This is a genomic window from Nocardia shimofusensis NBRC 100134, assembly GCF_001613125.1.
Lineage (GTDB): Bacteria > Actinomycetota > Actinomycetes > Mycobacteriales > Mycobacteriaceae > Nocardia > Nocardia shimofusensis.
This window is the reverse complement of record NZ_BDBT01000014.1, coordinates 133,784-154,352: the sequence shown is the minus strand read 5'-3', so window position 1 is coordinate 154,352 and position 20,569 is coordinate 133,784. Positions and strand designations below refer to the sequence as shown.

Here is a 20,569-nt window from a genome sequence, read left to right as displayed (position 1 = left end):
TACTCATCGACTACCACCAGCGGCTCCCGCTGACTCTGGTGTTCGGCACCGGGACCCTGTCGTCGAGCGACGGGCAGCGGTTCCCCACGCGCGGGAAATCCACCACCGCGCGGCCGATGAGCCGCTACTTCGCCGGTGATGGCCTGTCGACCTACACCCATGTCACCGACACCCACGCCACCTACGGCACCAAGGTGATCGTGGCGACCAAACGCGAAGCCCACTACGTGCTCGACGAGATCCTGGGCAACGCCACCGATCTGCCGATCACCGAACACGCCACCGACACCCACGGGGTCACCCTGGTCAACTTCGGGTTGTTCGACCTGCTCGGGATGCAGCTGTCCCCACGCATCCGGGACCTGGGCCGCATCACCCTCTACCGGCCGGGCCCCCGCGCCGACGCCGAGGCCCGGTTCCCGCACGCGGGCCCGCTGATGACCCGCAAGGCCAACATCGATCTGATCGCCGAGCACTGGGACGACCTGCTCCGGTTGGCCGGCTCGCTGAAGTTCGGGCACGCCACCGCCTCCCTGCTCGTCGGCAAGCTCTCCGCCTCGGGCCGTCAGAACACCCTGGCCGCCGCGCTCAAGGAGTACGGGGCGCTGCGGCGCACCATCTACGCCGCGAAATACCTCTCCGATCCGGACTACCGGCGCAAGATCACCCGCCAGCTCAACAAGGGCGAATCCCTGCACGCACTACGCCGCGACCTGCTCTACGCACACGAGGGCACGATCCGCGCCCGCCAGCTCGCCGACCAGACCGAGCAAGCGTGGTGCCTGACCCTGGCCACCAACGCCGTGATCGCCTGGACCACCGAGTACTACGGCCTCGCGGTCGAGCAGATGCGCCGGGCCGGGCACCGCATCGACGACGAGGTCCTGGCCCACGTCAGCCCCGCGCTCGGCCCGACGGGCTACCGGCCGCTGCGGGTGCGCGACACCCTGTTCTGACCGGTCCCGGCGTTACCCCAGGGCCCGGTTCGTGTGCTCGTGGTCGAGCCATTCGGTGGTCCTCATGTCCGGGATCAGGTCCGCGCAGGATCGTCCGTCCTGGGTCCAGTCGCGGTCCCAGGCCCGTGAGTGGTGCGGTCCGGCGATGTAGCCGAAGGAGTAGGGGCGCCCTCGACTCCGATCCGCAGCTTGTCGGCGGTGATGCCCGCCCACTGGCGTCCGGTGTGCCGGCTGATCACCCGCCGTGCCCGGCCGGTCCAGACCTGCAGGGCGTATTTCGGGCTCGCTGTGGGTGACGCCGGGATTCCATGCCGGCTCCTGGGTCGACTGCGCGGGCGGGGCGTCTGGTCGGCAGGTGACCGCGGCGCCGAAGGGGCGGCGCGTCAGTGGGGGCGATGCGGTTCGGCGTCGCGTTGGTCGGTGACATGCGTACTCCAGGTCCACGCTTCCCGCCGGGCGGTGTACGTCGGGGACCCCGCGGTTCCGAATGGCGAGCCCGACATATGCAGAAGTTAGGACTTACTGCGTGCGAAGAGAATCGCTTGCTGAGCTTTCGCATCCGGGTCGAGCAGCATCTGGGCCTCGACCACGAATCCGGCATCGTGCAGCCACGATGCCACCTGGTTCGGCTGACGGCGGTGGACATGGACCTTCATCGGGTGACCGCCGTAGCCCTCTGTCTTCAACAGCGACTCGCCGCCGACGTGAAACAGGAGTTGCAACGGTCCGCCGGGACGCAATGCTCGGTGGAAGCGCCCGAATACAGTCGGCACCTCGTCGTCTGGGATGTGGATCAAAGACTGCCAGGCGAGCAGGCCGGCCACCGAAGCGACGGGCAGGTTCAGTTCCGTCATCGAGCCCACCTCGAACCGCAGGCCGGGGTGGTCGCGCCGGGCCACGTCGATCATCGCCGGGGAGAGGTCGATACCGAAGGCGTCGACACCGAGCTCATGCAGGTGGGCGGTGACTTCACCGGGGCCGCAGCCGACGTCCGCGACCGGTCCGCCGCCAGCGGTCCGCACGCTGTCGGCGAACAATGCCAGAGCCGCGCGAAGGTACTGGTGTCCGGCGAGGGCGCCGCGCACTTGGTCGGCATAGCTGACCGCAACCGTGTCATAAGAGGTTCGGGTGTCGGCCAACCAATCATCCGTGGTCATGACCGGCACGATATTCCATGATCGCGGCGGACTCGGCGCTACCCGGGAACGGCGAAGGTGCCTCCACCCGGCCGGGTGGAGGCACCGGAACGGCGGTACGCGTCTGGCCGTGACCGCTCAACGATAGCAGTGATACCCCGGATAATGGTCTGTTATCCGGGGTATCGTGAGGTTCGACTGCGGCGGACCTGCTCCGGCGCGTACACGAAGCGGCCCCGTTATCCGGGGCAAGCACTGACGAGGGGAATCCGATGGCCGCGAGAGTGACCCGGCTGCGTACCGCCCCGCCGGCGCGCACCCTGCGCACCGCCGCCGAGGCGTTCCTCGACACGATCGGCCCGGCGAACACCCGCCGCGCCTACGGCATCGCCGTCGTCAAGACCGTCGACCAGCTCGACGCCCGCCACGACGGACTCACCGCCGCCAGCCGCGCCCTGGACTCGGTCACCGACACCGAAGTCGGCGCCGCACTGGAAACCCTCTGGGGCACCGCCGCGGTGAACACCTGGAACGCGCGCCGCGCCGCAGTCGCCAGATGGCTGTCCTGGTGCGCCGAGCAGGGCTGGACCGCGCCGAGCGTCCCGGCCTCGGCCGCGCGGTCCACTCCGCCGGACTCCGACACCCCCGTCCGCTCGCGTACCGCGATCGACCGGCTCATCGCCCGCCGCGAGATCCACCTGCGGGAGAAGACGCTGTGGCGGATGCTGTACGAAACCTGTGCCCGTGCCGAGGAACTGCTCCAGCTCAACATCGAAGACCTCGACCTCGCAGGGCGGTGCGCGGCGGTGAAGTCCAAGGGCGCCAAACCCCGTACCCGCCGCCGCGGCGCCGCCCACCACGAACACGTCCTCGAGAACGTGTACTGGGACGCGGGCACCGCCCGCCTGCTGCCCCGGCTCATCCGCGACCGCACCCGCGGCCCTGTTTTCGTGACCCACCGCCGGCCGGGGCCCGGCAAGTACCTCGCCGACCGCGACGTTTGTCCCAACACCGGCCTGGCCCGGCTGTCCTACGACCAGGCCCGCGACCTGCTCGACGCCGCCACCGCCGTCGATGGACCCCGGACCGGCTGGGACCTGCACGAACTGCGCCACTCCGGCCTGACCCACCTCGGGGAATCCGGGGCCAGCCTGCTGGAACTGATGGCCAAGTCCCGCCACCGCAAAGCCGAGAACCTGCGCCGATACTTCAAACCGTCCCCACAGGCGATGCGCGAGCTGACCTCGATCTTGGGCCCGGGAGCCGAACGCCGACGCTGACCAGCAGCTACGTCATATCCGTTGATTTTTCGGCGGTTACTACCGGAACCCCAGGTCGCCGCGCCCACCGCTGGTATGGACAGGAAGCCGGCGAGGCCGACGGCGTTGAGAGTGACGACGAGGCTGCAACCGGGCGACTCGCCCGCTCATGTAGTTCGCAGGTAACTGGTGCGGTTTGGTGCCGCGGATACCGGCGCCACTGCTCCGCACGGCGTCGGCAGACGGTTGATCAGGGCTGACCGGTCGCGAACGCCTGTACAGCGTCGAAGAACTCCGGACCGCCCATGATCGAACCGCCGACGGTTCCGCCGACCAACACACCCAAGGGGATGCTGATGCCCCAGATCAGGAACAGGCATGCTCCGAGGAGGCCACCCACGATGGCGCCGCCGACGACGCCGGGCATGTTCCTGTTGATCTGCTCCACGAGCCGGTCGTAAGCGCTGATGTCCTGTGCTCGCGCGACATCTTCCACGGGCGGCGTCAGTGTCAGGGTCCGGCCATCGGCGGCTATGTGGTGCGACATGGTGATCGAGCGGCCGTCGGCAGCGTACGACCGCGGCACTTCCCGGACCGCCGCTCCGTCGCTCGTCTCGAGCATCACCGCGCCGTTACCCGCGAGCTCGAAGCCGCCGTTCTCTACGGTGGCAGTGACGACCCCGTCCACCGGCGAAACGGCGATCCGGTAGCCGATCCCGTTATCGACGCCCGAAATTGTTGCCTCCCGGCTTGTTTCGGTCGGCTCGGCGGGTCCTGCGTGGGCGTTTGCCGTCGTGATGGCCATGGCCGAAGCTGTCGCGAGAACAGCAACGGCCGTCTTTCCGAACTTCATTCTTCGAACCCCTCTACTCAGGTAACTCTGATAGGCGGATCGAGTCGGACCGCGAGCGATCGTCGGCGTAGCGCAGGAGTGTACCCAGGAGGTGCCGGGTTCCGGCTCGGTGGCATGGTCGAGTCATGAAGTCAGCCGGTGCCGCCGTCGATCCAGTGCTTCAGACGACGATGGCGTCGCCACAGATCCCGCAGGACTCGAACTGCTTGCGACCCCAGCGCAGCACCGGAACGAAGAAGATCGTGAGCTGCGTGTACTCGAGCAGCCGCGTCCACTGCGTGGTGTTGTTGCAGCGCGGGCAGGTCCGGGTCCCGCCCGGGCCGAGCGGCTTCTGCTTGCGGCCGTATCCGAAGAGGAGGAACACCCCTCTCAGCGTAGTCGGGGCGCGGACAGCGCCTGCTGCTTCGGCACCACGCAACTCCGCGCGATGTCCTTTGGGGTATGACCCCGTGTTTCTTCCAGTCCTCGCCCGGGCCGACAGCACACCGATACCGGACGATCTCATGTACCGGGAAATAGCCGGTAACCTACTGAGGGACATTACGGACGTGCGCGACGAGCCGGGTTGGGTTCTGCTCCGGGAGTCGGCGGCAAGAGGTTCGACGACCTGGAGCGCGTGCGCTGGAAGAAGGAATGCAGGCTATGGAGACCCCCGGAGCGGGAGACGGTATGTCGAAGGTCACCCGGCTACCGCGTCGCCCGCGGCGCGTGACGGAAGAGGCCGGTGGGCGTCCCCGCAGCACGTGGCGTCCGGAAGGTGGCTTGGTCTTCGATCCCGCACCGACCACGCCCGTACTGCGATCGGACCTGCAACGGGAGACAGGGTGGTGGCCGGTGGTCGACCCCCTCGCGGCGCGGCACTCCGCCCCGGAGGATGATCCGCGCAGTGCCGAGCCCGGCGCGAATGTCGTCGATCTCGACGCATTACGGCGGAAACGTGCCGATGACGACGCTCCGTCCGGCGACATTCCGGCGCGTGGTCGAACCGCACCGAATCGGAAATAGCACAGACCGGAGATCCGGCACCGATCGACGTCACTGGTAGAGGGCGTCGATGCTGTCGGCGAACTTGTCGACGACTATCTTGCGGCGCAGTTTCATGCTCGGTGTGAAGTCACCGGCCTCGACGGACAGTTCGCGGTCGATGATGCCGAATTTCTTGATCTGTTCCCAGCGATCGAGTTGGTCATTCAGGGTGTCGACGAAGGCGGCGATCACCTCCTGGGTCTTCTCGTCCCGCGCGATTTCGGCGAACGGTTTGTCTGCCAGACCGTTCTTGCCTGCCCATTCGACGATGCTCTCGGCATCGAGGCCGACCAAGGCGACGCAATAGGGCCGCGCCTCTCCGTAGACGATGAAATCCGCCGCGTACGGGCACATCCCCTTGAAGGTGGCGGCGATCGCGGAGGGCGCGACGTATTTGCCCTGCGAAGTCTTGAACAAGTCCTTCTTGCGGTCGGTGATGTGCAGGAAGCCGTCCGCGTCGATCTCGCCGATGTCGCCGGTACGGAACCAGCCGTCGGCGTCCAACGCCTCCGCGGTGGCCTCGGGGTGGTTGTGATAGCCACTCATCACGCCCGGACTTCTGATCAGGATCTCGCCGTCCTCGGCGATCTTGACCTCGGTGCCGGGGAACGGCTTGCCCACGGTTCCGAACCGGTAGCCGTCCGGGCGGTTGATGAACGACGCGGCGGCAGTCTCGGTCAGGCCGTAACCTTCGAGCACGATGACACCGATCGCGTCGAACCACTGCGCGACATCGCGGTCCAACGGGGCCGCCGCCGAAACGAAGTACCGCAGCCGACCACCGAAGCGTTCACGGATCTTGGAGAGCACCAGCTTGTCGGCGACCTTGTGCTGTAAGACGACCAGCAACGACGGATCCTTGCCGGCCTGTCTGGCGCGCGAAACCTGCAGGCCGACCCCGACCGCCCAGTCGAAGAGCTTCTTCTTGATCCCGCCTTCCTCGGCCACGATGCCCTCGATACGGGCATGCGCCTTCTCGAAGATGCGCGGGGCGGCCGCCACGATGGTGGGACGCAATATCGCGAGGTTGTCGACGATCTTGTCCACCCGACCGTCGATGGCCGTGGGAAAGCCGATCAGCGGTGACAGCGCCAACATCACCTTGCCGAACGAGTGCGACAGCGGAAGCCACAAGAAGTTCAGATCGTCGGGGCCGAGAACATGCAGAACGTCGATGGCTGCCGCGCTGTACGTCCACGCCGAATGCGGCAGCCTGACGCCTTTCGGGGTGCCGGTCGTCCCGGAGGTGTACATGATGGTGCCCAAGTGCTCGGGCCGGATTCCGCGGATGCGATCGGCCACCACGTCGGGCGAACCGGCGAGCAGTCTGCGCCCGCGCTCCTCGAGATCGGCGAGCGCGATCACCCAGTCTCCGTCGCCCTCGCCGTCGAAGATCACCACCTGTTGCACGTCGGGCAACTCGGCGCGATGTTCGATCAGTTTGTCGACCTGGGCCTGATCTTCGGCGACGACGAGACAGCTGCCCGAGTCGGCGACGATGAAGGCGACGCCCGGGGCGTTCATGGTGGGGTACACGGTGGTGGTGGCCGCGCCGGCGCACATCACGGCGAAGTCGGCGAGCACCCATTCGTACCGCGTGGACGACACGAGCGCGACGCGATCCTCGGCCTGGATTCCCAGCGCGATCAACCCGGCGGCCAGGATGTCGACGCGCTCACCGAACTGCTTCCAGGACACGCTGGTCCAGCCGTCGCCGTCAGGGAATCGAAATGCCTCCGCGTCCGGTGTCGCGACGACGCGGTCGACCAGCATCTGTGCTACCGAGGATGCCCGGTGCTCGATCTTGCTGAGATCGGGAAGCTCCTCGGAATTCCGGAGGAACGTCATCACTCGATTCTAAGCGAATCCGCAGCGATCGATGCGGCGCTCGGAGAGAATCGATCGCCGGGTCGCGTACGACGCCACGAAAGCCGAGGTGGCAGGTAGCCGTGTCCTCGGTCTGCCCCCGCCCGGCCGCGGACCGGTAGCGCAGGCAGTAATCGGCCGCGCGCAGACCTCGGGGCTCGCGTGCGTGATCGATCGACGACCGTGATCGATGACCGTGATCGATGACGACGTCGCGTCGGCTCGAATCACCTTCGGCGCCGGGTGGTCGAGCCCGCATTCGGTCACCGATTCTCGCGCGTCCCCGCGAAATCGCAAGGGATGCATTCTTTTCGGCACACATGGTGATCACCCGACCAGGGTGCCGAGATCGAATTATGGAGGTATTCAAGATCGAGAAATCGAAAATTCAAGATCGAATTGTGTTACCTCGACACAATATGCAGTTTGCCAACTATTAACGGTGATTCATCACACAGAAAGCGGGGTGGATTTGCTGATTTCGATTCCTTAACGTTGCTGGTGCGCGCCGTGATGGTGTCGTGATATCCACCAGTGGAAGGAAGCTCCGCCATGATCTCTCGCAAGACTCTCGTCGCCGCCGGCGCCGTCACCGCCGCCGCCCTGTTCTTCGGACCGGCCGCAGTCGCCTCCGCCGAAAGCGCCACCGCCGTCACCGGCTCCGCCGCCCTCGCCACGGGTTCCGCGGGCTTGGCCGCGGGGTCCGCCGAAACCGGCCTGGCCACGGGTTCGGCCGGACTGGCCGCAGGTGTCGCCGAAGGTGGCCTGGCCTCGGGTTCGGCCGGCCTGGCCACAGGTTCGGCCGGACTGGCCGCGGGTTCCGCCGAGGGTGGCGGCCTGGCCTCGGGTTCCGCGCTGCTCGATACCGGTAGCTCCGCCTTCGACGGTGGCACCTCGGCCATCCTCAACATCATCGACTCGATTCTCGGTGTCCAGGAGCTGACCCAGCCCGAGCCCGCCGCCTGATACGCTCCTGCCGGCACAACCGCTTTGCCGCACGCTTCCGAATCGGTGGATGTGCGCCATTGCAGCGAATTTGCCGATCGGCGAATTCGTCAGCGCACGTAATCAAATTCTCGAATCGATTCGAGTGATGGCCCTACCGGTCGTGGCGAACAGCCCCGCGAGCCACGCCGGTAGGGTCAATCCCAGGAGTTCCGGGCGTGCTCCCAGAAATACCGCAGCACGTCGTCGTCGATATCGGTCTGGGCGCCCGGGCTGCGGGCGTCCACCCCGTGCACCTCGGTGTGCAACTGCTCCATCCGGCGGTCGAGTTCTGCCGCTGTCTGGGCGGCAGTGGTCAGATCGTCGATGAGCCGCTGAGGAACATGGCCGTCGAATTTGTAGAAGATCTTGTGCTCGGTCGTCGCCCAGAAGTCCATGGCGACGGTGCGAACCTGGAGTTCGACGGTGACGTCCACGCGCCCGCTCGACAGGAATACCGGGATCTCGAGCAGGGCGTGCAGGCTCTTGTAGCCGTTGGGCTTCGGATGGGCGATGTAGTCCTTGACCGCGATCACGCGCACATCGTCCTGTGAGGTGAGTGCCTCCAGCACCCGATAGGTGTCGGAGATGAAACTGCAGGTGATCCGCACGCCCCCGATGTCGGTGATGTGTTCGCGGATGGCGGCGAGCTCGGGAGGGACGCCCTTCCTGATGGCCTTGCGCACGATGCTCGGAGACGACTTCACCCGCGAGGTGACGTGTTCGATGGGGTTGTAGTGGTGCAGATTCAGGAACTCGTGCCGCAGGATCGTCACCTTCGTGAGCAGCTCCTGCACGGCGAACTCGTACTCCATCACGAAACGGGTCATCTCGTCCCGCATCTGGGTCATATAGCCGATCATCGCCTCGTCGTCCGACCCTCGCCGGTCGTGACCACGCATTCCCGCTGTCACCACCTCGGCCTTTCCCGTCGGCTCATGTGCTGAACATCTCGTCGGCCCGACCCCGCCGCGTGGACCGACGGCGTTCTCCGGACCTCGACAACGGTACGCCGTCGTGCCGCAGGCCGGACATCCGGCGTTCCGGAGGTGATCGCGAGCAAGCTCGGATCTGCTCGGCGCCCGGGGGGAGAGACGAGAAAAGGCTCCGCACCTCAACGGTGCGGAGCCTTACAACTCGCGCTGACTAGATGACGCGGACGTCCTGAGCCTGCGGGCCCTTCTGGCCCTGCCCGATCTCGAACTCCACGCGCTGTCCCTCGTCGAGGGACTTGAAACCCGAGCCGCCGATGGCGGAGTAGTGCACGAAGACGTCAGGGCCGCCTCCGTCTTGGGCGATGAAGCCGAAGCCCTTCTCGCCGTTGAACCATTTCACGCTGCCTTGAGCCATGTTAAAAAAATTTCATTTCTGTAGATGAGCCGCGCTCGATTTAGCTCGGTCTCAGGGACCACTATGCCACACCCGCGAGGATTCCGCACATCGGGACCGCTCGGGCGGCGCGGACGGGTGCGCCGCGGGTGCGTATCCAGCGAGAATCCGCCGATGCCCGTGCCCCGCTCGACCGTCGCCCCGGCACGTCACCGGACGGCGAATCAGCCTGTCGGACAGGAACTCTCAGATCGAAGGCGGGATGCACAACGTCGGTCAGCGACGCTTGAGCTCGAAGGTGGACTCGACCTCGGTTTTTCTGACGGCCTTGGCCTTCTTGTCCGCTCGTTTTTCCTTCAGAGATTTTCCGGACTTCTTCGCAGCAGTACTGCGGGGGGATTTGTCGGACATGGACGTCCTTCGTTTCGAGGACCTGAACGGTCCCGCTGACCAGAGCCTACGCGATGCGGACATGGTTCGTGGGCGACCGCCGCGACCCGCCCCGGCTTCACGCCGGAACACGGCCGACCCGATCTTCCTGTTGTCCATCGTTTCTCATAGGGATACGTTGTATCCATTCACGCCTGCGCGCCGGCGGCCGACCGCGACACCGAGGACGAGCCACGCGCCGCCTTCGCTTGTAGAGGATCGATATGGGACCGCATCCGCACGGCTGGTGGATCATCGTGCACATCGTGTTGTTCGTCTTCTGGCTCGGCGGCGACCTCGGCGTGTTCTACTCCAGCCGGTATGTCATCGCCCCGGAGCTGGGACCGGAGGCCAGGTCGACCGCATTGAAGATCATGAGCGGGCTGGATCTTGCGCCGAAGATCTGCCTGGTGTTGTTCCTGCCCAGTGGCGTCACGCTGATGGCGGCCGATCCACATGGTGCGCGATTGTTCGGGCACGACATGTTTCCGTGGTGGCTGGTAGTTCTCACCTGGCTGTTCGCGGCGGGATGGCTCACGCTCGCAGTGATCCAGCACCGCACCCACGGGCGCTTCCCGTGGGTGACGACAGCCGACCTCACCATCCGCTACGCCGTCGTCGCGGGCATGGCCGCGGCGGGGCTGTACGCCATCGTCGTCGACGCGCCGTTCGGGGTGACCACCGAGCCGCGCTGGTTGGGGGCGAAGATACTGCTGTACGCGGCGGCGATCACCGCCGGGCTCGGCATCCGAATCACCCTGCGGCCCTTCGGTCCCGCCTTCGCCGCATTGACGACCACGGGCTCGACCGACGAGGTCGAGCGCGTGATCAAGCGCAGCGTGAACGGGTGCCTGCCCTACGTGTGGACGATCTGGGGCAGTGTGCTGGCGGCCGCCGCGCTGGGCGTACTCAAACCGGGGGCGAATCTCTGACCCGAGGAACTCAACCGGCGTACCCCAGTTGCGCCGAGATGGCGCGCCCGGCTTTGAGCAGCAAGGGAACGAATTCGTCGATGCGCGGTTCGAAACGCGACAGCGGCGCGCACACGCTGATGGCGGCCATCACACCGCCGTCGTGATCGAGGATCGGCGCGGCGACGGAGGCGGCGCCGAGCTGGCGCTCCCCCGTCGAGATGGCGTAGCCGCGCTTGCGGATGGCCGCCAGCTCGGTGCGCAACGCCGTGCGACTGGTGATGGTGGCGTCGGTGAACGCGACCAGTTCCTGTTTGCGCAGGTAGTCGTCGATGTCCTTCTTGTCGAGGTAGGCCAGGATCACCTTCGAGGAACTGCCCGCGTAGAGCGGATACGGCACGCCGAGGGTCACCTCCACGCGCAATTCGTGCTCGGGCACGACTTGGTCGACATACATCCTGGTGTCGCCGCGCCGGATCGACAGCGTCACCGTCTCGCCGGTCAGCGACCCGAGGCGCCGCAACTCCGGGGCGGCCATGATGCGCAGGTCGGTGCGGGCCATGTAGGCGCGGCCGAGAGCGATCGCGGCGTGACCGAGGGTGTAGCGGCGGGTGGCCGGCTCGAAGGCGATCAGGTCACGATTGCGTAGCGCGGTGAGAATGCGGTGCACCGCGGCTTTGGTGATGCCGAGTTCGGTCGCGATCTCGGTGACGCCGAGGTCGGCGCGTCCGGATCGCCCGAACAACAGCAGCACGTCCATCGCTCGCTCGACAGCGGCGATCGACCGGCTCGGGCTCTCGGATTCAGTGATGGACACGCCAGCCAGTGTAGGCACGAAATTTCCCTAGGGGAAACAAAGGAGAAGCCTGTTCCCCTTGCGAGCCCCCGACCATCGCGTTACCTTGTGCGAGACGGTGTTTCGACTACCGAAACGAAGGGGCGTGGAACCTCTACCACACGCCCGCACCCACTACGAGGGACTAGTCCAATGATCGGTGAACGACTCGTCGAAGACATGACCGAGGCCGAACGCGAACGCGCCGAGCGGGTGGATTCGGTTCTGCCCGCCCTGCGCGCGGCGGCCGATGCGGCGGATGCCACCGGCACCTTCCCCGAGGGCCATGTCGGCTTGCTGCGGGATGCCGGTCTGCTCGGGTTGATCGTCCCCGAGAAATTCGGCGGCCTCGGCGGTGGATTGCGTGACCTCGCGGCCGCGACGTATGCGATGGGCACGGCGTGTCCGTCCACCGCGCTGGCCTACTTCTTCCACAACACCAGCGCCTCGCGCGGCCTGCTCCCGCTGGAGGCCATCGACGCGGGACTGTTCGACGCCGACGAGGTGCCGGTGGTGGCCGCCTTCGCGGAGAAGGTGCTCACCCGCATGGCCGACGGGGTGTGGCTGGCGAACTTCGCCTCCGAATCGGTGAAGACCGAGGCGGCCAACATCACCATCGCCACGACCGCGACCGAGGTCGACGGCGGCTGGATTCTCAACGGCGAGAAGTCCTTCGGCTGCGCGACCGGCGTCGCCGACTACTACCTGACCTCGGCCAAGCTCGACGGCTACGACACCGCCGCGGGCATCGCGACCTTCTTCGTGCCCCGTGACGCCGAAGGCGTCAGCGCCCGCGCGCCGTGGAACGGACTGGGCATGCGCGCCACCGCCAACAACGGCATCCGCCTCGACAACGTCTTCATCGCCGACGACGAGGCCCTCACGGTGCCGGGCGCGTTCCCGAAGATGCTCACCCAGAGCCGCGGCAGTTTCGTGGGCAACCAGGTCGCCATCGCCGCCGCCTACACCGGGTGCGCGCAGAACGTCTACGACGAGGCGGTCGCCGCCGCCACCACCAAGACCTTCGCCGACACCGGGAAACCGGTCGCCTCCTCGCCGGTGCACCAGGTGCTCTTCGGCGAGATGACTCGGCAGTTGCAGACCGCCTACCTGTGGTTGCGCTACCAGCTCATCGTCGAGACCGCCGATCCGCCGTTCAAGTCGAAGCAGGACGTGTTCGCGCAGTGGCGCCTGGGCAAGGGTTCGGTCACCGAGGCCTGCTTCCAGGTCGCGCTCGGCGCGTTGAAAGCCGGTGGCACCTCGGCGGCCTCGATGCAGGGGTCGGCGGGCCGCGCGCTGCGCGATCTCGCGATGGGCCTGGTGATGACCTTCCCCGCCGAGCGCGGCATGCTCGAGGTCGCCCGGATCGTCACCGAGGCCAAGGCCAACGAGCTGTTCACCACCGCGCCCGCCGAGGTGAAGTGATGGACGGACGCATAGGGCAGGTGGCGCTTCCACCGATACTCGACTACATCGACGGCGAATGGGCAACGCCGACCGTCGATCTGGGCTTCGATCTCGAGGATCCGGCCACCGGGGGCCCGACTGTTCGCGCGGTGGGCAGTTCCGACGCGCGGGTCGAGCGCAGTCTCGAGGTCGCCGCGGCCGCCGGCGGTCCCGTGGACCCGGATGTCCTGGACGCGATCGCCGATGTCCTGGAGCCCCGACTCGGCGCCGTCGCCGCACTCGAGGCGGTGACCACCGGTGTCCCGCTGCGGCAGGCCGCGTCGTTGGGTGTGATCGTCGCGGGGGCGTTCCGGCTGGCCGCCCAGCAGGTGCGCGAGGGCATTCTGCGCGAGGACCGCGACGGCGTCGAGGTGTATCGCCTGCCGCTGGGGCCCGCGCTGTGCCTGGTGCCGTGGAACGCGCCCGCGCCGATGGCCGCGCACAAGGTGGCCAATGCGCTGGCGGCGGGGTGCCCGGCCATCCTGAAGAGCAGCGAACTGGCGCCGTTCAGTTCTGTCGTGCTGGCGAAGGTCGTCGCCGCGCATGTGCCGCCCGGTATGTTCCAGCTGGTGCACGGCGGTGCGCGGACCGGCGCGACGCTGGTCGCCGATCCGCGCGTCAAGGCGGTGTCCTTCACCGGCGGCGTGCCGGGCGGGAAGGCGGTCGCCACGGCGAGCGCCGGACTGTTGCGGCCGGTGCAGCTCGAGCTGGGCGGGCACAATCCGCTGGTCGTGCTGCCCGATGCCGATACCGACGCCGCCGCGCGGATGGCGGTGGAACTGCTCACCACGCTGAACGGGCAGTGGTGCCGCGCGCTGGGGCGGTTGATCCTGCCCGAGGCACGCGCGGCCGAGATCGTGGCGGCGACCGCGGAACGCCTGGACGAGTTGACCATCGGCTCGCCGCTGGATCCCGCGACCGATCTGGGTCCGCAGATCCACTCCCGGCACATCGAGACGCTGACCAAGGCCATCGCGGGGATGCCCGCACGGTCGTTCGGCACGCTGCCTGCCGCGGGCAACTACTTCCCGCCGACCCTGGTCGAACAGGATCTGCCCGACGAGGTGTTCGGACCGGTCGCCGCCGTCGTCACCTACGACCGGAACACCGACCCGGCGGATGTGGCCAATGCCGTGCCCTACGGCCTGGAGGGCTATGTCTGTGGCTCCGACCTCGACCAGGCGCTGGCGGTGGCGCGCCGCATTCGCGCGGGTGAGGTGAAGGTCAACGGCTCGACGATCATGAGTCTGCATCTCATGACGCCGCGCCCGGCGTGGGGTCTGTCCGGTCTCGGTGAGGAGGGCACAACCGAGACGCTGCGCTTCTTCACCGGCGCCCGGGTGGTCGGCGTCGAGGGGCGATTCGCCCTGCACACGTCATGAACGAGCCGCACGTGGTGGTCGTCGGGGCGGGCCCGGTGGGGCTGACCGCCGCGCTCACACTGGCCCGTCGCGGCGTCACGGTGACGGTTGTCGAGCAGGGCCCGGACTTGGCCGCGGAGTCGCGCGCTTCGACCTTCCACCCGCCGACGCTGGAGATGCTGCACAGCCTCGGCGTGGGCGACGCCTTGCTCGAGCGTGGAATCGTCGCTCCCACATTCCAATACCGGGATCGGCGGGGCGGGGAGATCGCCACCCTCGATCTCGCGGTGCTCGCCGAGGACACCGCCTTCCCGTATCGCGTGCAGTGCGAGCAGAGCAGGCTCACCCCGATCCTGCTCGACGCGCTCCCCTCCGAGACCGATATCCGCTTCCGGGTGCGCGTTCGCGACGTCGTCCAGGACGGCGACGAGGTGCTGGTGCGCACCGATCAGGGTGTGCTGCGAGCGGATTGGCTCATCGGTGCGGACGGCGCGCACTCGGCGGTCCGCAAGGCGCTGGGTGCGGAATTCGCCGGCACCACCTATCCCGAACGATTCCTGGTGGCCTCGGTGGACGAGGAACTCGACGCCGCGCTGCCGGGAATCGCGCCGATCAACTATGTGTTCGATCCGGACGAATGGCTGGTGCTGTTGCGGACTCCGCAGCATTGGCGAGTCCTGCTGCCGACGCCGGCGGGCACCCCCGACGACGACGAGATCGCGCGACTGCCCGAAAGATTGAACGGCGTCGCCGATCTCGGTCGGCCGTGGCAGATTGTGCACGCCTCGCTGTATCGGGTGCACCAGCGGGTGACCGGGCAGTTCCGGTTCGATCGGGTGCTGCTGATGGGCGATGCCGCGCACGTCAACAATCCGCTCGGCGGGCTCGGCATGAACAGTGGCATCCACGACGCGGTGACGATGGCGGCGGCGCTGGCCGACGTGCTGGCGGGCGGCCCCGACGACGTGCTGACCGAGACGGCGCGGCGGCGGCGCACCGTGGCGGTGGAGCACGTGCAGCGCACCAGCCACGACAACTGGTCGCGGATTCGCGCGGACCGCGCAGACAATGCCGCCGAACACGAACGATTGCGGGCGCTGGCCGCCGATCCGGAAGCCGCGCGCGCCTATCTGCGACGTGCCTGCCTGATCGATTCGCTGAGCTGACATGTCCCGGTCGAGACGGTGGATCGAACGCGAGAATCCGGCCGAACCCACGCAGATCGTCGGCGAGGTGCCGCTCACCGGGCCCGCGGCGGTGGACGCGGTGGCGAGGAAAGCCCACGAACAGTTCCTGGAGTGGTCGCCTCGCCCCATCGCCGAGCGGCTGGCGGTGTTGTCCGAGGCGGCCGACGCGCTGGCCGGTCGGGTACCCGAGCTGGCGGTGTTGCTGGCCAGGGAATCCGGGAAGCCGATCGCCGACTGCCGGGGCGAGATCGCCTTCGCGGTGACGTATCTGCGCTGGGTGTGCGCGAATGCCGCGTCGGTGCTGACAGATTCGGCGCTGGACGACGAGGGCGGCCGGTTGGAGATCGGGGCGGTGCCATTCGGGGTGGTGCTGGCGATCACGCCGTGGAACGCGCCGGTCATCCTGTCCATGCTGAAACTGGCGCCCGCGCTGGCGGCGGGGAACGCGGCTGTGCTCAAGCCGTCTCCGCTGGCGCCGCTGACCGTGCAGGCGGTCGCCGACATGCTGCCGCACACCACTGTGGTGCACGGCGATCCCGAGACGGTGCTGGCGCTGATCGGCCACGACGCGGTGCGCAAGGTCGCCTTCACCGGAGGCGAGACCGCCGGGCGCAGTATCGCGGCCGCGGCGGGTGGGGCGCTCAAGCCGGTTCTGCTCGAGCTCGGCGGCAACGATCCGGCGATCTTCCTCGACGATTTCCGGCTGAGCGACAGCGATTACGAGCGGTTGGTGCTCGCCTCGTTCGCGACCTCCGGCCAGGTGTGCATGGCGGCCAAGCGGCTGTATGTGCCGCGCGGCAGATATGCCGAGTTCGTCGATTCGTATCGCGCCGCGGCGGCGCGCATCCTGACTGTGGGCGACCCGACCGACGAAGCGGTCACGATGGGACCGGTGGTCTCGCGAGCGGCGGCCGATCGGGTCGCGGCACTGCTGACCGATGCCGTCGAGCGCGGCGGGCAGCTCATCACCCTGGCGCACGCGCCGGACAGCGACGGGTACTTCCTCTCCCCCACTCTGGTCCTCGATCTGCCCGACGACGCCGACCTGGTGCGGCTCGAGCAGTTCGGGCCCGCACTGCCGGTGCTCACCTACGACACTGTCGAGGAGGTCGTGGAACGGGCGAACGACAGCGAACTGGGGCTCGGTGCGTCGGTGTGGTCGGCGGACGAGGAACGCGCCTTCGCGATCGCCTCCCGTCTCGAGGCCGGTTTCACCTTCGTGAACACCCACAACCGCACCGGCATGTCGCTGCGCGCGCCGTTCGGCGGCAGGAAGAAAAGCGGCTTCGGCCGGGAGTACGGCGAAGAGGGACTGCGGGAGTACGCGCAGTCCGCCGTGCGGCACCTGCCCGCCGCCTTCCGGGCCGGGGGCGCGGGTTCGGCCGCCAATGCCTATCCGACCTGAGCGGTCCCGCGCAGGCCGGAGGCGGGGCGGCTCGCTCGATCAGCGGTCCGTTACGTCGCCATGAAGAGCCCGTTACCCGTCTGGACGCCCGACCAGCAGTCGGACAGAATCGGAAAATTCGGAAACGTCGTTTCGAAGAGCGAAACCCCTGGCATACTGCGTAGCGAGAAGAGGACGATGCCATGAGTCGAGTCGCAGCCGCGCAATTCGCTGCGGGCACCGATGCGACGGCCAATCTGCTCGCATGCCTGCGCGCCATCGATTCTGCCGCCGAAGCGGGTGCCGAACTGGTCGTTCTGCCGGAATTCTGTAATCACCTATCCTGGTACGCCGATCGCGAGCACGCACGCCGGGAGGCCCGCCGCCTCGGTGACGACTTCCTCACCGCCGTCTCCGAACGTGCCGCGCGGCACGGCATCTACGTCAAGATCGGCATCAGCCTCGCCCGCGACGACGGCCGCACCACCGCCACGAGCCTGCTCTACGGCCCGGACGGCGCCCTGCTCGGCGAGTCCGACAAGCAGGTGCTGATGGGCGCGGAGAACGACTACTTCGATCCTGGCGAGGTCGATTCGCCGGTCGTCGAGACTCCGCTCGGACGCCTCGGGATGTACGCCTGCATGGAAGGGGTCATCAACGAGGTCACCCGCTCGATGGCCGTGCGCGGGGCGCAGATCCTTTTGAACAGCCTCAATTCCTTCGCCGTCGACGAGGCGAGCCTGCACGTGCCGGTGCGCGCGGCGGAGAACAAGGTGTGGGTGGTCGCCGCGAACAAGGTCGGCCCCTTGCTGCCCGAGGACGAGCTGCCCGACATCGCCGCCCGGCTGGGCGTGCCCGCCGATCGGCTGCACGGCGCGGGTGAGAGCCAGATCGTCGCCCCGGACGGCACGGTCGTCGCCATCGCACCGCCCGCCGGGGAGGCGATCGTGGTCGCCGATATCGACCCGGCCCGCGCCGACGACAAGACCCGGCCCGACGGCACCGATCTGCTCGCCGTGCGCCGCCCGGAGATCTACGGACCGCTGAGCGCACCGTCGCCGCGCACCGCGCCCCCGGGAGCGGCCACCGTGTCCGCCGCGGTGGTGGTGGCGGAGGCGGCGCTGATCCGGGCGGCCGCGCAGGCCGGGGCCGCTGTGATCGTGCTGCCCGAACTGGCCGAGATCACCGTCGAGGAGGTGCGCGAGGCGCTCTCGGGCACCAGTGCCCACGTGGTGTTCTCGGCGCGCGCCGGCGCGGCGCATCACGGACTGCTCGTGAATGCCGAGGGCGTCGCGGGTCGTCAGCCGCAACTGCACGCGACCGCCCGCCACCCGTGGCTGACCGCACTCGGCGACGAACTGCTGATCTTCGACTTGCCGTGGGGCCGGCTGGCGATCGTGGTCGGCGACGACGCGATCCTGCCCGAGACCTTCCGGTTGGCGGCGGTCGCCGACGCCGACGTCGTCGCGGTTCCGCACTCACCGTCGGAGCCGTGGGAATACAAGCTCGGGCTGCCCGAGCGCGCCGCCGAGAACCGGCTCAATGTCGTGAGCGCGGGCTACGACGGCAACGCCGAATTCCACGGTGCCTGTTTCGCGCTCAGCCCGGACTTCACGCTGTGGACCGCTTGGCAGGGGCCGTTCACCGGGGTCATCAGCCACCCCGTGGTGAGCGAGACCGTCGCCGGATCGGTGAGTCTGCGCGGCACCCTCCGGCCCGCCCAAGCGGTGAACCGCAACGTCTCCCGAGGCACCGATCTCGTGGACGGGCGCCCGCGCGGGCCGCTCGCCACCACCACCACAGGAACGGAGTGAGAAGGTGAGCGAAACGCTCCAACACGTCGAGCAGATGGTCGACGAGCACCCACGCGCCGATGTGACCGAGACCTTCACCGAATGGCGCGCCCTGCTCACCGAACTGAAGGGTCGTCTGACCGAGCGCTTCGAGCTGGTGCGCGATCCTTCGACCGAGGATCTGGAGAGTTACGGCGACCCGGAGTCCGGCCCCTCGGGGAGTCTGGCCGCCTACAGCGGTCCCGAGGTCGACTGGCTGGTGGATTCCTGGATCGGCGACCCGAGTTCAGGATTCGTGAACCTGCACCTGACTCTGTGGCTGGGTCCGCAGATCAAGGTCCCGCATCTGGGTATCGCCATGCTGTTGTGGCCGGAGGGCTGGTTCTACGTCGACTCGATCCCGCGCGGCGATCTCGTCGCCGACGGCGCCTACTTCGACAAGTACTACGACCCCCACGACGCACCGTGGCTCGATTTCAAAACGGCCCACCCGGATTTCGTGTGGTTCACCAGTCGCACCGGCTTCATCCGGTCGAGCCTGTCGCCCACCGCGTACTGCTACTCGTTCCCGCCGACCCGCCCCAACCTGGACACCGTCGCCGAGATCCTGCGCGGCCGGGTCGACCAATGGCTGACCTGGGTGGACGAGGCCGAGCCGGTGCCCGCCGAGGAGCAGCGGGCGCTGGCGACCCGTGACCTGGCGATCCGGCGCAATATCGCCGAGCGCGATCCGGCGAACGTCATGGGCGAGCGCATGTTCGGCGCCGAGCTCACCAACCGTCTGGTGCGCGCGCTCTGGGGCGGCGACCGGGTGCTGGACCGTCCGGGACAGTCGTGAGCATCGTCCGTTCGCTGTGGTGGTCGGTACGCACCAGCGGGGAGAGTCCCTTCGACACCGCGCATCTGAAGGTGTACTACCCCGCCGAGGTGCGCGGCGACGACGCCGAACGACTCACCGGTGTGTTCAGCGCGGACTCCGCGGGCGCGCCGTATCCGGTGGTGCTGTTCGTCTCCGGAGTGAACGTCGGTCAGGACGCCTACCGGCGCTACGCCACCGCCATCGCCGAGAACGGCTTCGTGGTCGTCACCTTCGACCGGGTCGCCGAGCTGTTCGGCGGCCAGGTCGGCCTGACACCCGGCGTCGAACTGGCGGCCGCGCGGCCGGGCGCCTACGGCAACGGCCCCACCTGCCCGGCCATCGGAGCCGTCCTGTCCGCACTCGCCGATCTGAACACCGAAGGGCCGCTGGCGAGTGCGCTCGACCTGGGCCGGGTGGGCCTCGGCGGGCATTCGGCGGGCGGCACCGTCGCCCTGCAGTCGGCCAGGTTCTTCCCCGGCATCGAGGCGGTCTTCGCCTGGGGCGCGCACACGATGGTCGCCACCATGCTCGGCTGGGATCCGGGCACGGTGCTGCCCGCCCAGGTCGACTGCCCGGTCCTGCTGGGTGTGGGCACCAACGACGGCGTCATCATGGGCAGCGCCGACCGCTACGGCGAGGACGGCACGGATCGGCCCGACCCGGTCACCAGGACGTTCAAGGAAGCCCTGCCCGGTGACGGTCACCTGGGCGGCGGTCATCTGCTCGCGATCATCGAGGGCGCCAACCACTTCGGCATCGCCGACGCGGACCCTACCGCGGCCCGCGCCTTCCTCGACGGCCCCGCCGACACCGACGCGCTCGGCCCGTTCTCGCGGCTGACCACGCTGTTCCTGCGCGCCCACCTCACCGACTCGACGCAGGCACGAGCCGACCTCGCGGCCTTCGGCCACAGCCCGGCCTTCGACGACAGGGTCGTCCTGCACCACCGATAGGA

General features: G+C 68.0%; 19 protein-coding genes. 11 read left to right on the top strand and 8 right to left on the bottom strand.

The annotated features are described in order from the left end of the window. A partial coding sequence (locus tag NS3_RS17455) for a Tn3 family transposase (protein WP_157101390.1) occupies positions 1–956 on the top strand: 956 nt, incomplete at its 5' end. A gap of 512 nt (positions 957–1,468) precedes the next feature. On the opposite strand, the gene NS3_RS17450 is transcribed toward NS3_RS17455, so the two are convergent. Then, positions 1,469–2,113 (bottom strand): class I SAM-dependent methyltransferase, encoded by a 645-nt coding sequence (locus NS3_RS17450; RefSeq protein WP_067860928.1) that lies wholly within the window; start codon positions 2,111–2,113, stop codon positions 1,469–1,471. A 251-nt stretch (positions 2,114–2,364) separates the two neighbouring features. Here NS3_RS17450 and NS3_RS17445 point away from each other — a divergent pair, with 251 nt between their 5' ends. Continuing rightward, on the top strand, positions 2,365–3,372 hold the full coding sequence (locus tag NS3_RS17445; RefSeq protein WP_067860926.1) for a tyrosine-type recombinase/integrase: 1,008 nt from the start codon (positions 2,365–2,367) through the stop codon (positions 3,370–3,372). 229 nt (positions 3,373–3,601) lie between these two features. Here the strand turns inward: NS3_RS17445 and NS3_RS17440 are convergent, their stop codons facing one another. The 3 genes from NS3_RS17440 to NS3_RS17425 form a co-directional block, all read right to left on the bottom strand. Beyond that, on the bottom strand, positions 3,602–4,204 hold the full coding sequence (locus NS3_RS17440) for a DUF8020 domain-containing protein (RefSeq protein ID WP_157101389.1): 603 nt from the start codon (positions 4,202–4,204) through the stop codon (positions 3,602–3,604). 160 nt (positions 4,205–4,364) lie between these two features. Then, complete coding sequence (locus NS3_RS17435) at positions 4,365–4,568, bottom strand: zinc-ribbon domain-containing protein (protein WP_067860922.1); 204 nt, start codon at positions 4,566–4,568, stop codon at positions 4,365–4,367. Between the two features lie 671 nt (positions 4,569–5,239). Beyond that, positions 5,240–7,078, bottom strand: coding sequence for an AMP-dependent synthetase/ligase (locus tag NS3_RS17425; RefSeq protein WP_067860918.1), 1,839 nt, complete (start codon positions 7,076–7,078; stop codon positions 5,240–5,242). A gap of 570 nt (positions 7,079–7,648) precedes the next feature. Here NS3_RS17425 and NS3_RS17420 point away from each other — a divergent pair. Next, entirely contained in the window at positions 7,649–8,062 is a 414-nt protein-coding gene (locus tag NS3_RS17420; RefSeq protein ID WP_067860916.1) for a hypothetical protein, read from the top strand. Between the two features lie 176 nt (positions 8,063–8,238). On the opposite strand, the gene NS3_RS17415 is transcribed toward NS3_RS17420, so the two are convergent. From NS3_RS17415 to NS3_RS30370, 3 genes are all read right to left on the bottom strand, one after another. Then, on the bottom strand, positions 8,239–8,982 hold the full coding sequence (locus tag NS3_RS17415; RefSeq protein ID WP_067860914.1) for a GTP pyrophosphokinase: 744 nt from the start codon (positions 8,980–8,982) through the stop codon (positions 8,239–8,241). 244 nt (positions 8,983–9,226) lie between these two features. Continuing rightward, positions 9,227–9,430, bottom strand: coding sequence for a cold-shock protein (locus tag NS3_RS17410; RefSeq protein WP_040796375.1), 204 nt, complete (start codon positions 9,428–9,430; stop codon positions 9,227–9,229). A 255-nt stretch (positions 9,431–9,685) separates the two neighbouring features. Beyond that, positions 9,686–9,820 carry a hypothetical protein gene (locus tag NS3_RS30370; RefSeq protein WP_281205830.1) on the bottom strand — a complete coding sequence of 45 codons (135 nt, stop codon included), beginning with the start codon at positions 9,818–9,820 and terminating at the stop codon, positions 9,686–9,688. A gap of 242 nt (positions 9,821–10,062) precedes the next feature. On the opposite strand from NS3_RS30370, the gene NS3_RS17405 reads away from it, so the two are divergent. After that, on the top strand, positions 10,063–10,770 hold the full coding sequence (locus NS3_RS17405) for a hypothetical protein (RefSeq protein ID WP_067860912.1): 708 nt from the start codon (positions 10,063–10,065) through the stop codon (positions 10,768–10,770). A gap of 10 nt (positions 10,771–10,780) precedes the next feature. Here the strand turns inward: NS3_RS17405 and NS3_RS17400 are convergent, their stop codons facing one another. Next, on the bottom strand, positions 10,781–11,566 hold the full coding sequence (locus tag NS3_RS17400) for an IclR family transcriptional regulator (protein ID WP_218018251.1): 786 nt from the start codon (positions 11,564–11,566) through the stop codon (positions 10,781–10,783). Between the two features lie 171 nt (positions 11,567–11,737). On the opposite strand from NS3_RS17400, the gene NS3_RS17395 reads away from it, so the two are divergent. The 7 genes from NS3_RS17395 to NS3_RS17365 all read left to right on the top strand — a co-directional run bounded on the left by NS3_RS17395 (position 11,738) and on the right by NS3_RS17365 (position 20,567). Further along, positions 11,738–13,009 (top strand): acyl-CoA dehydrogenase family protein, encoded by a 1,272-nt coding sequence (locus NS3_RS17395; RefSeq protein WP_245649669.1) that lies wholly within the window; start codon positions 11,738–11,740, stop codon positions 13,007–13,009. Continuing rightward, positions 13,009–14,412: an aldehyde dehydrogenase family protein gene (locus tag NS3_RS17390; RefSeq protein WP_067860907.1), complete on the top strand. Its 1,404-nt coding sequence runs from the start codon at positions 13,009–13,011 to the stop codon at positions 14,410–14,412. The genes NS3_RS17395 and NS3_RS17390 overlap by 1 nt, the downstream gene beginning before the upstream one ends. Next, on the top strand, positions 14,409–15,557 hold the full coding sequence (locus NS3_RS17385) for an FAD-dependent oxidoreductase (protein ID WP_067860905.1): 1,149 nt from the start codon (positions 14,409–14,411) through the stop codon (positions 15,555–15,557). Before NS3_RS17390 ends, NS3_RS17385 begins: the two co-directional genes overlap by 4 nt. A gap of 1 nt (position 15,558) precedes the next feature. Continuing rightward, positions 15,559–16,983, top strand: coding sequence for an aldehyde dehydrogenase family protein (locus NS3_RS17380; RefSeq protein ID WP_067860902.1), 1,425 nt, complete (start codon positions 15,559–15,561; stop codon positions 16,981–16,983). A 182-nt stretch (positions 16,984–17,165) separates the two neighbouring features. Next, positions 17,166–18,776: a nitrilase-related carbon-nitrogen hydrolase gene (locus NS3_RS17375; RefSeq protein ID WP_067860900.1), complete on the top strand. Its 1,611-nt coding sequence runs from the start codon at positions 17,166–17,168 to the stop codon at positions 18,774–18,776. Between the two features lie 4 nt (positions 18,777–18,780). Then, a complete protein-coding gene (locus tag NS3_RS17370; protein ID WP_067860898.1) occupies positions 18,781–19,593 on the top strand; it encodes an oxidoreductase in 813 nt (270 codons plus the stop codon). Then, positions 19,590–20,567: an alpha/beta hydrolase gene (locus NS3_RS17365; RefSeq protein WP_245649668.1), complete on the top strand. Its 978-nt coding sequence runs from the start codon at positions 19,590–19,592 to the stop codon at positions 20,565–20,567. Before NS3_RS17370 ends, NS3_RS17365 begins: the two co-directional genes overlap by 4 nt. The last annotated feature ends 2 nt before the right edge of the window (positions 20,568–20,569 follow it).